Source organism: Cupriavidus basilensis OR16 (genome assembly GCF_000243095.1).
In the GTDB taxonomy this organism is placed as follows: domain Bacteria; phylum Pseudomonadota; class Gammaproteobacteria; order Burkholderiales; family Burkholderiaceae; genus Cupriavidus; species Cupriavidus basilensis_D.
Genome location: NZ_AHJE01000001.1, coordinates 95,822 through 108,228, shown reverse-complemented (window position 1 = coordinate 108,228; position 12,407 = coordinate 95,822). Strand labels below are relative to the sequence as shown.

Here is a 12,407-nt window from a genome sequence, read left to right as displayed (position 1 = left end):
CACGCTCGTGTTTGTCGTGCGCGCCGGCCTGCCCAGGAGACACTGAATGAGTCAAGCGATTGAAATCAAGGTGCCGGATATCGGCGATTACGACGCCGTTCCCGTCATCGAAGTGCACGTGAAGCCGGGCGACACCATCAATGCGGAAGACGCGCTGGTGACGCTGGAATCGGACAAGGCCACGATGGACGTGCCCTCGCCCCAGGGCGGCACCGTCAAGGAAGTCAGGATCAAGATTGGCGACAACGTCGCCGAAGGCACCGTGCTGGTGATGCTGGAGCCGGCTGGCCAGGCTGCCGCCGCACCCGCCCCGGCAGCATCCGCGCCGGCTCCGGCGCCCGCTGTGGCTCCGGCTCCGGCCCCTGCTGCCGCAAGCGCTCCCGCGCCGGCCGCCTCCACCGGCCCGATCGAGGTCAAGGTGCCGGACATCGGCGACTACGACTCGGTCCCCGTGATCGAGGTCCACGTCAAGCCGGGCGACACCATCAACGCCGAAGACGCGCTGGTGACGCTGGAATCCGACAAGGCCACCATGGACGTGCCGTCGCCGGCCGCCGGCGTGGTCAAGGAAGTCCGCATCAAGATCGGTGACAACGTCGCCGAAGGCACGCTGATCCTGATTCTCGAAGGCACCGCCGCTGCGCCGGCCAGCGCGCCTGCCGCTGCAGCGCCGGCTCCGGCCGCCGCCGCGGCGCCTGTTCCGGCTCCCGTAGCCAGCGCACCGGCCCCGGCACCTGCTGCCGCGCCCGCCGCCGCTCCAGTTGCTGGCGTGACCGGCGCCGCTGCCCACGCCAGCCCCTCCGTGCGCAAGTTCGCGCGTGAGCTGGGTGTGGATGTCACGCGCGTACCGGGCACCGGTCCCAAGGGCCGGATTACCCAGGACGACGTGCAGGGCTACGTCAAGGGCGTGATGAGCGGGCAATCCGCAGCCCCGGCAAAGGCAGCGGCTGCCCCTGCCGGCGGTGGCGAGCTGAACCTGCTGCCGTGGCCGAAGGTGGATTTCACCCGCTTCGGCGAGGTCGAAAGCAAGCCGCTGTCGCGCATCAAGAAACTCTCGGGCGCGAACCTGCATCGCAACTGGGTGATGATTCCCCACGTCACCAATCACGACGAGGCCGACATCACCGAGCTGGAAGCCTTCCGCGTGCAGCTCAACAAGGAATACGAGAAGCAAGGCGTCAAGGTCACCATGCTGGCCTTCATGATCAAGGCCACCGTCGCCGCGCTGAAGAAATTCCCCAATTTCAACGCCTCGCTCGACGGCGACAACCTGGTGCTCAAGCAGTACTTCAACATCGGCTTTGCTGCCGATACGCCGAACGGCCTGGTTGTGCCGGTGATCAAGAACGCCGACAAGAAGGGCGTGATCGAGATTGGCCAGGAAATGAACGAGCTGGCCAAGCTGGCGCGCGACGGCAAGCTGAAGCCGGACCAGATGCAAGGCGGCTGCTTCTCGATCTCTTCGCTGGGCGGCATCGGCGGCACGTATTTCACGCCGATCATCAACGCGCCGGAAGTGGCCATCATGGGCGTGTGCAAGTCGTACCAGAAGCCGGTGTGGGATGGTAAGCAGTTCGTTGCGCGCCTGACGCTGCCGCTGTCGCTGTCGTGGGATCACCGCGTCATCGACGGTGCGGAAGCGGCCCGCTTCAACACCTACTTCGGTCAGCTGCTGGCCGATTTCCGCCGCATCCTGCTGTAAGGCGGACGAAGGCGCGCATGACCCCAAGGGCCATGCGCGCTTTTGCCAGCAACGTCTGCAACCTGCCGTCAGCAAGCCAGGAACACTGGAAACCAGAAAGCGAGCCCATGACTACCTGCGTTGTCGTCAAGAAGGCAGGCGAGGTGGCAATTGCCGCCGATGCACTGGTGACGTTCGGCGACACCCGGCTCACGCGTGCCTACGAGCGCAACCAGAAGGTGTTCCCGGTGGGCGACAGCTTCGTGGCGCTTGCCGGTACCACCGCGCACTTCCCGGTCATGCGCAGCTTGCTGGCAGGGCTGGGCGAGGATTGCCGGCTGGGCTCGCGCGATGACGTCTTCCGGACCTTCCTCAAGGTGCATGAAAAACTCAAGAACGAGTATTTCATCAACACCAAGGAAGACGAGGACGATCCCTACGAGTCCTCGCAGATCGTGTGCCTGATTGCCAATCCGGCAGGCATCTTCGGGGTGTACTCGTACCGCGAGGTTTTCTCGTTCGATCGTTTCTGGGGCATTGGCTCGGGGCGCAATTACGCGCTGGGTGCCATGCACGCGGTCTACGACCAGCCGGCGCTCGGCGCCGGGGAGATTGCGCGGATCGGCGTGGACGCAGGCGTGGAGTTCGACAAGAGTTCGGCAGGCCCGGTCGAGGTGCAGGTGGTGCGACTGGGCGACATCGCTGGCGACGGAGCAACCAATAACGATGGCGCGGCCCGCATCTGAAGCGGGACGCGTTCTTGAGGAGCAAAACATGAGTGTGATCGAAGTCCAGGTGCCGGATATCGGCGATTTCGACGCGGTGGAAGTCATCGAGGTGCTGGTCAAGGCTGGCGATACGGTCGAGCAGGAGCAGTCGCTGATCGTGCTCGAGTCCGACAAGGCCAGCATGGATGTGCCTTCGTCCGCCGCCGGCAAGGTGGTGGAGGTGCGCATCAAGGTGGGCGACAAGGTCGCCAAGGGCGCCGTCATCTGCACGCTGGAGAGCGAAGCGGCGGCCAAGCCCGCGGCCGCACCGGCTCCCGCGCCCGCGCCTGCACAGGCATCCGCTCCCGCGCCTGCGGCCGCGGCGCCCGCGGCCGCCGCGCATTCGGGCAGCGCGGACATCACCTGCGACATGCTGGTGCTGGGCGCCGGCCCTGGTGGCTACTCGGCCGCCTTCCGCAGCGCCGATCTCGGCATGAACACCGTGCTGGTCGAGCGCTACAGCACCCTCGGCGGCGTCTGCCTGAACGTGGGCTGCATCCCCTCGAAGGCACTGCTGCATAACGTTGCCGTGATCGACGAAGCCAAGGCCCTGGCGGCCCACGGCATCCTGTTCGGCGAGGCCAAGATCGACCTCGACGGGCTGCGCCACTACAAGGAAACCGTGGTCGGCAAGCTGACCGGCGGCCTGACCGGCATGGCCAAGGCCCGCAAGGTACAGGTCGTGCGCGGTATCGGCACCTTCCTCGACCCGCATCACCTCGAGGTGCAGGAGACCGAAGGCGACGCTAAAGCGACGACGGGCAAGAAGACGGTGATCCGCTTCGAGAAGGCCGTGATCGCCGCCGGCAGCCAGGCGGTCAAGCTGCCGTTCATCCCCGAGGACCCGCGCATCGTCGACTCCACCGGTGCGCTGGAACTGCCGGAAGTGCCCAACAAGATGCTGGTCATCGGCGGTGGCATCATCGGGCTGGAAATGGCCACGGTGTACAGCACGCTGGGCGCCAACATCGACGTGGTGGAAATGCTCGATGGCCTGATGCAGGGCGCCGACCGCGACCTGGTCAAGGTCTGGGACAAGATGAACAAGAAGCGCTTCGACAAGGTCATGCTCAAGACCAAGACGGTTGGCGTGGAAGCGAAGCCGGACGGCATCTACGTCAAGTTCGAAGGCGAGCAGGCGCCAGCCGAGCCGCAGCGCTACGACCTGGTGCTGGTGTCGGTGGGCCGCGTGCCCAACGGCAAGCGCATCGGTGCGGAGAAGGCGGGCGTGGCGGTGACGGATCGCGGTTTTATCGACGTTGACAAGCAGATGCGTACCAATGTGCCGCACATCTTCGCCATCGGCGACATCGTCGGCCAGCCCATGCTGGCCCACAAGGCTGTGCATGAAGCGCACGTCGCAGCAGAAGCCGCGCACGGTGAGAAGGCCTACTTTGACGTCAAGCAGATCCCGTCGGTGGCCTACACCGATCCGGAAGTGGCCTGGGCCGGCGTGACCGAAGAGCAATGCAAGGCGCAAGGGATCAAGTACAGCAAGAGCGTGTTCCCGTGGGCGGCCTCCGGCCGTGCCATCGCCAATGGCCGCGACGAAGGCTTCACCAAGCTCATCTTCGATGAGGAAACCCACCGGATCATCGGTGGCGGCATCGTCGGCATGCATGCAGGCGACCTGATCAGCGAAGTCTGCCTGGCAGTCGAGATGGGCGCCGACGCGGTGGATATCGGCAAGACCATCCACCCGCACCCGACGCTGGGCGAATCCATCGGCATGGCTGCAGAGATCTACGAGGGCGTCTGCACGGATGTGCCGCCGCCGCGCAAGCGTTAAGCGATACACGCTAGCGACATCGTTGAGGCCCGCTGCACGGCGGGCCTTTTTACGTCTTGGTTTGCAATTAACTGCCAGGATTTTTTAGCATACGCTTGCGGCTGAGCCGACCAAGGCGGGCTTGCAGAAGGCGGGGGCGCCCGAGTTCTGTGTTCCCAGGTTCGGCAGGCAAAAAAATCCCGGCGCATGGCCGGGAATGAATCGATATTGGAATACATGGAAACCAGATACCGAGGAGACACAGTAGGAGGGCAGGGCGGCGGGGTGGCCTTCCGTGCTGCCTTCGTTGGCAAAATGCGCTGGCCATGCCAGTCGCGCTTTGCCAACGAACCGGCCGAAGCCGGTCCGTTTCCTGCCGTCGCGGATTAGGCGGCAGTGGTGGTCTTCTTGGTCGCGGTGCGAGCCGTGGCGCTGGCTTGCTGTGCGGCCTTGGTGGCGGCGCTGGCGGCTGCCTGGAAGTTGGTTTCAGCGATTTCAACGGCTTGCTTGGTGGCCTTCTGGACCGACTCGTAAGCGTTGTTGGCGGCGCTGATCGCGGACTTCACGATGGCAACGGTCGACTCGGAGCCGGCCGGGGCGTTCTTGGCGAGGTTCTCGACCAGGGTTTGCACCTTCTTCGAGTTTTCGGCCAGTTGGGCTTCGGCAACCTTGGTGAATTCAGCCTGGGTTTCCGAGGCGATTTCGTACACGTGGCGGCTATAGGCCAGGGCCTTTTCGGCAACCGGCTGGACCAGCGAGGTCTGGAGGGCCAGGAATTCCTGGGCGTCCTTGGCCGAGAGGGCCTTCTTGGCGTTGTCCACGTTTTCAGCGAACGTGGCCTTGACGACTTGCAGGTTCAGCTCGACCAGCTTTTCAATGCCTTCGAAGGCTTTGGTGGTCAGGCCAAACAGGGTTTCGAGGTTGGCTTTTTGTGCTGCAGCGACTTGTTCCGGGGTGAAGCTCATGCTGGTCTCCAATAATGAAGTTCAAGGTCATGCAAAATTAGGCCGCCCAGATGTCAAAGCCATGACGAAGTAACGGTTAATGCAGTTCTCTCGTCAGCCAGCCCCAGGCGTTTGGGGGTTATCGGCGCGCTCCGCTTGCCCTGCAAACTGGATGGTGCGCCGCAACAATTCCAATTGTAGGGAAAAGAAAAACGGTGTCAAGGTCTTCTTGTGCATTGCACAAATAACTGTTGTTGAAGTCGATGTGGTGTCACATTCTGCCTGCGTAGCGTCGGCAAGCTCGCCACGGCAGGCACGTTCCACGCACAGGGGGGGCAGGTCGGGGCGGCGCACCGCGGCGCCGGCACAGTGCTACCATCGCGGTCTGCCCGAATTGCCGCTGCCCAAATCGCTGCTGCCCAAGGGCGCAACCCACCGGCCGATGCATCGTGGCCTGGTTGCCGAGACCGCCCGCCTACGTCTGTCCTCATGCTTGCTTTTTACGCCGATCATTTTGTCCTGCCCCTGCCCGAGGGCCACCGCTTCCCGATGCGCAAGTACAGCATGCTGAGGACGGCGGTCGAGCGCGACGTGCCCGGGCTGAGCCTGGTCGAGGCGCCGCGGGCCGGGGACGATGCCTTGCTGCTGGCGCACACGCCCGAGTATGTCGCCAGCGTCTCCCGGGGTGAACTGGACCCGTCGCGCCAGCGCGAGATCGGCTTTCCGTGGTCGGACGCCATGGTCGAGCGGTCGCGGCGGTCCGCGGGCGCCACCATCGAGGCCTGCCGCATCGCGTTGCGCGAGGGCATATCGGTCAACCTGGCGGGCGGCACGCATCACGCCTATGCCGACAAGGGCGGTGGTTTCTGCGTCTTCAACGACGCGGCCGTCGCCGCCCGCCAACTGCGCCGCGACGGCCGGGTGGAGCGCGTGGCCGTGGTCGATCTCGACGTGCACCAGGGCAATGGCACCGCCTCCATCCTGCGTGACGACCCGTTCGTCTTCACGCTGTCCCTGCATGGCGAGAAAAACTATCCGTTCCGCAAGGAAGCCAGCGATCTCGACGTGGGCCTGCCTGATGGTTGCGACGACGACGCTTACGCCCAGGCGCTGCAGGGCGCACTCGATATGCTGTTCGCGCGTTTCTCGCCCGACCTGATCATTTATCTGGCCGGAGCCGATCCGCATGAGGGCGACCGGCTTGGGCGCCTGAAACTCACGCTGGCCGGATTGGCCCGGCGCGACTGCCTGGTGTTCGACGCGGCCCTGGCGCGTGGCCTGCCCATTGCCGTGGCCATGGCGGGCGGCTATGGCAACCAGATCGAGAACACCGTCGCGGTGCATGCGCAAACCATCGCGCTCGCCGCGCAATATCACGAACGCTATGCCCGGCGCGACACGGGAGCCGCCGCAGGGGCAATCCTGCCCGCCGGCGATACGGAGGCGGCACAACAATGAGTGCAACCAGCCAGGCCCACGTGGCACGCGGCAACTTGTGGATGGCCGGCATGCCGTGGCTGTTCGTCGTGATCTGGAGCACCGGATTCATCGTTGCCAAGTACGGCATGCCGCACGCGGAGCCGATGACCTTCCTGTTCCTGCGTTTTGTCGGCGTGCTGGTGCTGATGGTGCCGTTTGTGCTGATCGCGCGCGTCCCGCCGCCGCGGCGCGCCGGCAAGACCGACTGGCGCACGATCGGGCATATCGCGCTGGCAGGGCTGTTCCTGCAGGCGGGTTACCTGGGCGGCGTGTGGGCCGCGGTCAAGCTGGGCATGCCGGCAGGCGTCTCCGCCCTGATTGTCGGCATGCAGCCCATCCTGACCGCGCTGGCGGCCTCTCGCATGGGCGAGACCATCGGGCGGCGCCAGTGGCTGGGGTTGCTGCTCGGCATCCTTGGCGTGGGCCTGGTGGTGGCGAACAAGCTGTCGGCCAGCGGGCTGTCCGCGCCAAGCCTGCTGCTGGCGCTGGGCGCCTTGTTCTCGATCACCTTTGGCACCCTGTACCAGAAACGCTATTGCCCGATGTTCGACCTGCGCATGGGCTCGGTGATCCAGTTCGCCGCGGCCGCACTGGCCTGCCTGCCGTTCATGTTCCTGACCGAGACCCGCCATGTCGAGTGGAATGCCGAGATGTTCGGCGCGCTCGCCTGGTCGGTGGTCGCGCTGTCCATCGGGGCCATCTCGCTGCTGTTCCTTTTGATCCGGCAAGGCGCGGCCACCAAGGTATCCAGCCTCATGTACCTCACCCCGCCGACCACCGCCGCCATGGCGTGGCTGCTGTTCGGCGAGAGCTTCCCGCCGCTGGCCGCGCTTGGCATGGCCCTGGCCGCCGGTGGCGTCGCGCTGGTGATCCGCCGCTAATGTCCTCTTTTCGCGCTTTTCGATGAAACCGACCGCAGATACCCGCAGCGCCTATCGTCATTTCCAGCCCATCACCACGCGCTGGATGGATAACGACGTCTATGGCCACATCAACAACGTCATCTACTACAGTTATTTCGATACCGTGGTGAACACCTACCTGATCCGGGAGGGCGTGCTGGATATCGCGTCCGGCGACACCATTGGGCTGGTGATCGAGACGCAATGCAATTATTTCGCTGCGCTGAGCTTTCCCGATACGGTGGTGGCCGGGATGCGCGTGGCGCGGCTGGGCAATTCGAGCGTGCGCTACGAAGTGGGCCTGTTCCGCAACGACGAAGACGTGGCCGCGGCGCAGGGCCATTTTGTCCATGTCTACGTGGATCGCGCCACGCGCCGCCCGGTGCCGCTGCCGCCCGCGCTGCGCGATGCACTGCAGGCCCTGGTGTGCGAGCCGGCGGACGCCACCGCATGAGCCAGCCTGCGCAAAGGAGTTGAGAACCATGGATTCGCAGCAGAAGCGGGATACCGCCCAGGTCGACCAGGCCATCATCACGCGCCGCTCGGTGCGTGCGTTTCTCGATACGCCGGTGCCGCGCGACGTGGTCAACGAGATCCTGGCCGTGGCCAGCCGGGCCCCGTCGGGCACCAACGCCCAGCCATGGCGGGTCTATGTGCTGACCGGCGATGCCAAGGTGAGGCTGTCCACCGACGTGCTGGCCGCGTATGACGATCCGCAGCGCGACAGCAAATATCGCGAGGAGTATCCCTACTATCCGCGCGAGTGGGTGACGCCGTATATCGACCGGCGCCGCAAGGTGGGCTGGGACCTGTACAGCCTGCTGCAGATCAGCCGCGAGGACAAGGCGCGCATGCATGCGCAGCACTCGCGCAACTTCACGTTCTTTGGCGCCCCGGTGGGCATGATCTTCACCATCGACCGCATCCTGGAGCAGGGCAGCTGGCTCGACTACGGCATGTTCCTGCAAAGCATCATGGTGGCGGCGCGGGCGCGCGGGCTGGATACCTGTCCGCAGGCGGCGTTCACCCAGTTCCACGCGGTCATCGGCAATCACTTGCGGCTGCCGGCGGATGAAATGGTGGTGTGCGGCATGGCCCTGGGCCATGCCGACCCCGCCGCCATAGAGAATACCCTTAGTACCGAGCGTGAACCGGTAAGCGGGTTCGCGCGTTTCTTATCTTGAGAGCGTGTCGGCGGCGAAGGCGCACTTTGTGCTGCCCGCTGCCCACTGTTAGTTGGCCCGGGGCATCCTGGTGGGTGAGTGAGAAAGATGAAACGGTGTGGAATTACCACAGTCGACGTCGGTCTTAATGCACGTGTCATGTGATGTGTGCCCCATATTTTTCGTAATGTGGAATTGTTTGCAAATCGAACTTTAAAGAGGCTTCGTAAGTCTTTAATCTTGCTAACAATTTCTTTTTTTCCTAAACTGGCGCAATCCTAGTTGCGCGCTGAATGAATCATGTTCCGGTCTGATTCCTCCCTATTTTTGCGATTCTTCGGCTCTACCCCTCTTACTTCGGTTGCGGCCTCTGTGCTGTTGACCGTTTCCATGCTGGCCGCCCCTGTGGCCGATGCCGCGACGAATACGTCGGACACCGCAAAAACCAGAAAGTCACCAAGTCCGAGAAAAAGTCGGCAAGTTCTTCCTCTAAATCCGCAAAATCCAAGCAGGCCGCGACGAGCGGCAAGGCTGAGCGCGCCACTACGCGCAAGGTCGTGGTACTGAAAAACGGTAAGCGCACCGTGGTGGCGCAGCGCCAGGCGGCACCAGTTCGCGCGGCGTTCATCCCCGCGAAACCGTCGCTGGGCGAGGCACTCGGCCTGCGCAGCACCGAAGACGCGCTCGCGCTGCGCTCCAGCGTGGCGCTGGTGATGGATCAGAACTCCAACGAAGTGCTGTTCCAGAAGAACGCTGCCGCGGTCCTGCCGATCGCCTCGATCACCAAGCTGATGACCGCCCTGGTTGTGATGGACGCGCGCCAGCCGATGGATGAGGTGCTCACCATCAACGAGGAAGACCGCGACAACGAGAAGCACAGCAGTTCGCGCCTGCGCTTTGGCGCGCAGCTCACCCGCCAGGAGGCGCTCCTGCTGGCACTGATGTCCTCGGAAAATCGCGCGGCATCGGTGCTGGGCCGCAGCTACCAGGGCGGCCTGCCGGCCTTTGTGCAGGCCATGAACCGCAAGGCGCGCGAGCTCGGCATGAACGACAGCCACTTCGTCGATTCGAACGGCTTGTCGAGCAGCAATGTCTCGAGCGCGATGGACCTTGTGCGCATGGTCAACGCGGCGTACCGCAACCCCACCATCCGCGAGTTTTCGACGCAGACCGAGCATGAGGTCAATGTACTGGGCCGCACGCAGCACTACGTCAGCACCAACCGCCTGGTTCGTGGCGGCAACTGGGAGATCGGCCTGCAGAAAACAGGCTTTATCTCCGAGGCTGGCCAGTGCCTGGTGATGCAGGCACGCGTGAATGGCCGCAATGTGGTGATGGTGTTCCTGGATTCCGTTGGCAAGCTGTCCCGCTTCGCCGATGCCAACCGCGTCAAGGACTGGCTGGAGCACGTGCAGACCGGGCCAGGCCGGCTTGACGTCAAAAAAAACGCGCCGTCGCCGGCGCGTTTTTCTTTGTGGCGGCGGTGGCGCGCTTAGAGCAGCTTGCCCGGATTCATGATGCCGGCCGGATCCAGCAACTGCTTGATACCCTGCATCATGCGCAGCTCAAGCGGATCCTTCAGGCGCAGGAAATCGTCGCGCTTGAGCTGGCCGATGCCATGCTCGGCGCTGATGCTGCCGCCGTAGCGCGCGACCTCGTCCAGTACTTCGGCCGTCAGCGCCTTGCCATGCTGCGCGGTCCAGTCGCGTTGCGCACCCGCGGGGCGCGACAGGTTGTAGTGCAGGTTGCCGTCGCCGAAGTGCCCGAAGATGAACGGGCGGATGCTGGGGCTGATGGCCTTGAGGCGCGTCTGCATCGACGCCATGAAGGCCGGGATCTGCTCGATCGGCAGCGAGACATCGTGCTTCAGGTGCGGCCCGTCGGCGCGCTGCGCCTCGGAGATTTCCTCGCGCAGCTTCCACAGGCTCTGCAGTTGCGACAGCGAGGCAGAGACGGCGGCGTCCAGGCACAGCTCGCGCTCCAGCGCCTCGCCGATCACGCGCTCCAGCAGGACGTTGAGGGCGGCTTCGTCGGTGGTGTCGGCAAGTTCCACCAACACGTAGGCGGGATAGCGCTGGTCGAAGGGCTCCTGCACCCCTTCCGCGTGCCGGAGCACGAGGTCGACGCAATCGCCGGTAAAGAACTCGAAGGCTTGCAGGCGCGCGCCGCACTGCGCGAACAGCAGCTCGAAGAGCTCCAGCGCCTGCAGCGGGGAGGCCACTGCCGCCAGCACCACCGAGCGCGCGTCGGTGCGCGGAAACAGGCGCAGCGCGGCCGCGGTGATGACGCCTAGCGTGCCTTCGGAGCCGATCAGCAGCTGCTTGAGGTCATAGCCGGTGTTGTCCTTGCGCAAGGCGCGCAGGCCGTGAAAGATCTCGCCGTTGGGCAGCACGGCTTCCACACCTAGCACCAGCTCGCGGGTCATGCCGTAGCGCACCACATTGACCCCACCCGCGTTGGTCGCGAGATTGCCGCCGATCTGGCAGGAGTCCTCGGCTGCCAGGCTGAGCGGCAACAGGCGATGCGCCTCCTGCGCGGCGCGCCGCAGGTTGCCCAGGATGCAGCCCGCTTCGGCGACGAGCGTGTTGGCGATGGTATCGATCGAGCGGATCGCGTTCATGCGGTCCATGCTCAGCACCACGTTGGCGGGGCTGCTGTCGGGCGCAGCGCCGCCACACAGGCCGGTGTTGCCGCCACGCGGCACCACCGGGACCGCGGCCTGCTGGCACAGGGCCAGGCAACGCGCCACTTCATCGACCGAGCGTGGGCGCACCACGGCCTGCGCATTGCCACGATAAAGGCCGCGCCAGTCGGCAAGCCACGGCGCAACCTGGTCGGGTTCGGTGGCGACCACGTCGGGGCCTAGCGCTTCGATCAGGCGGGGCAGGAAAGCGGAGTTTTGCATGGTGGTTCTATCCGGAGAGGCAATGCGGCTTCAGGCCGCGGAATGAGAGGGGTCCTGGCCGCTCGCGAGGGGCTCGCCGCGCGCGGCCAGCCGCAGGCCAAGGCGCGCCGCGGCACCGCGCAGGTGGGTCACCGCCGCGTTGCGCGCTTGTTCGGGGTCGCCGGCGCGGATGGCGTGGAAGATGGCCAGGTGCTCCTGGTGGACCTGCTCTGACAGGCCATCCTGCTGGCGGGTATTGAGCCGCGCCACATGCACGGCGTGGTGCAGTTGCAGGTTCATGTATTGCAGGAGCTGCGCGTAGTACTTGTTGTGGGTGGCGGTGGCGATCGCCACATGGAAGGCGGTGTCCGCCTCCACGCTGCGGTGCGGGTCGTGCAATTGCGCCGCGAGCCGCTCTAGCAGCGTCTGCATGCCGGCGACATCCTGCGCGGTGCGCCGCAGCGCCGCCAGCGCGGCGGCGGCGCTCTCCAGATCGAGCCGCAGCTCGTAGATGCTCGCGAGTTCGTCGCGATCGATGCCGATTTCCTGCGGCAGCTGGAAGCCGGCATTGCCCACGCGCGAGCGGACCGTGCTGCCCACGCCCTGGCGGCTTTCGACCAGTCCCTGGGAGCGCAGGTGCTCGGTCACCTCGCGGATGACAGCGGGGCTGACACCGTATTGCTCGGCAAGCTGCTTGCCGGTTGGCAGCCGGGCGCCAACAGGATAGGTGCCGCCGGCGATTTCGGCGCGAAGTTGCTGGGTCACCTGTTCGGTGAGGGTAATGGCTTTGGTCCGCATGCCCAGCAGGATATAGCTATT

At 64.9% G+C, this 12,407-nt stretch carries 10 protein-coding genes and 1 pseudogene; 8 read left to right on the top strand and 3 right to left on the bottom strand.

What is annotated here, in order from left to right; translation table 11 throughout:
* The first annotated feature begins 46 nt into the window (after window positions 1-46).
* The 3 genes from aceF (at window position 47) to lpdA (ending at window position 4,237) form a co-directional block, all read left to right on the top strand.
* The gene (gene aceF / locus OR16_RS00455; RefSeq protein ID WP_006155995.1) at window positions 47-1,702 is read left to right on the top strand and encodes a dihydrolipoyllysine-residue acetyltransferase; all 1,656 of its coding nucleotides are present in this window, start codon (window positions 47-49) and stop codon (window positions 1,700-1,702) included.
* A 107-nt stretch (window positions 1,703-1,809) separates the two neighbouring features.
* Window positions 1,810-2,427, top strand: coding sequence for an MFS transporter (locus OR16_RS00450; RefSeq protein WP_006155994.1), 618 nt, complete (start codon window positions 1,810-1,812; stop codon window positions 2,425-2,427).
* Between the two features lie 28 nt (window positions 2,428-2,455).
* Complete coding sequence (lpdA, locus tag OR16_RS00445) at window positions 2,456-4,237, top strand: dihydrolipoyl dehydrogenase (RefSeq protein WP_006155993.1); 1,782 nt, start codon at window positions 2,456-2,458, stop codon at window positions 4,235-4,237.
* Window positions 4,238-4,602: 365 nt separating this feature from the next.
* On the opposite strand, the gene phaP1 is transcribed toward lpdA, so the two are convergent.
* Window positions 4,603-5,181, bottom strand: coding sequence for a TIGR01841 family phasin PhaP1 (gene phaP1, locus OR16_RS00440; RefSeq protein WP_006155991.1), 579 nt, complete (start codon window positions 5,179-5,181; stop codon window positions 4,603-4,605).
* Window positions 5,182-5,649: 468 nt separating this feature from the next.
* On the opposite strand from phaP1, the gene OR16_RS00435 reads away from it, so the two are divergent.
* From OR16_RS00435 to pbpG, 5 genes and pseudogenes are all read left to right on the top strand, one after another.
* Window positions 5,650-6,618 (top strand): histone deacetylase family protein, encoded by a 969-nt coding sequence (locus tag OR16_RS00435; protein WP_006155989.1) that lies wholly within the window; start codon window positions 5,650-5,652, stop codon window positions 6,616-6,618.
* Window positions 6,615-7,520 carry a DMT family transporter gene (locus OR16_RS00430; protein ID WP_006155988.1) on the top strand — a complete coding sequence of 302 codons (906 nt, stop codon included), beginning with the start codon at window positions 6,615-6,617 and terminating at the stop codon, window positions 7,518-7,520. Before OR16_RS00435 ends, OR16_RS00430 begins: the two co-directional genes overlap by 4 nt.
* A gap of 22 nt (window positions 7,521-7,542) precedes the next feature.
* Window positions 7,543-7,995 (top strand): acyl-CoA thioesterase, encoded by a 453-nt coding sequence (locus OR16_RS00425; RefSeq protein ID WP_006155987.1) that lies wholly within the window; start codon window positions 7,543-7,545, stop codon window positions 7,993-7,995.
* 28 nt (window positions 7,996-8,023) lie between these two features.
* Window positions 8,024-8,725 (top strand): nitroreductase, encoded by a 702-nt coding sequence (locus tag OR16_RS00420; protein WP_006155986.1) that lies wholly within the window; start codon window positions 8,024-8,026, stop codon window positions 8,723-8,725.
* A 279-nt stretch (window positions 8,726-9,004) separates the two neighbouring features.
* Window positions 9,005-10,200 (top strand): annotated as a pseudogene (gene pbpG, locus OR16_RS00415) (D-alanyl-D-alanine endopeptidase).
* On the opposite strand, the gene OR16_RS00410 reads toward pbpG, so the two are convergent.
* Both OR16_RS00410 and OR16_RS00405 read right to left on the bottom strand, forming a co-directional pair.
* Window positions 10,197-11,609, bottom strand: coding sequence for an FAD-binding oxidoreductase (locus OR16_RS00410; protein WP_006155983.1), 1,413 nt, complete (start codon window positions 11,607-11,609; stop codon window positions 10,197-10,199). The pseudogene pbpG and the gene OR16_RS00410 sit on opposite strands and share 4 nt — an antisense overlap.
* Before the next feature lie 30 nt (window positions 11,610-11,639).
* Window positions 11,640-12,386: a FadR/GntR family transcriptional regulator gene (locus OR16_RS00405; protein ID WP_006155982.1), complete on the bottom strand. Its 747-nt coding sequence runs from the start codon at window positions 12,384-12,386 to the stop codon at window positions 11,640-11,642.
* Window positions 12,387-12,407: the final 21 nt, after the last annotated feature.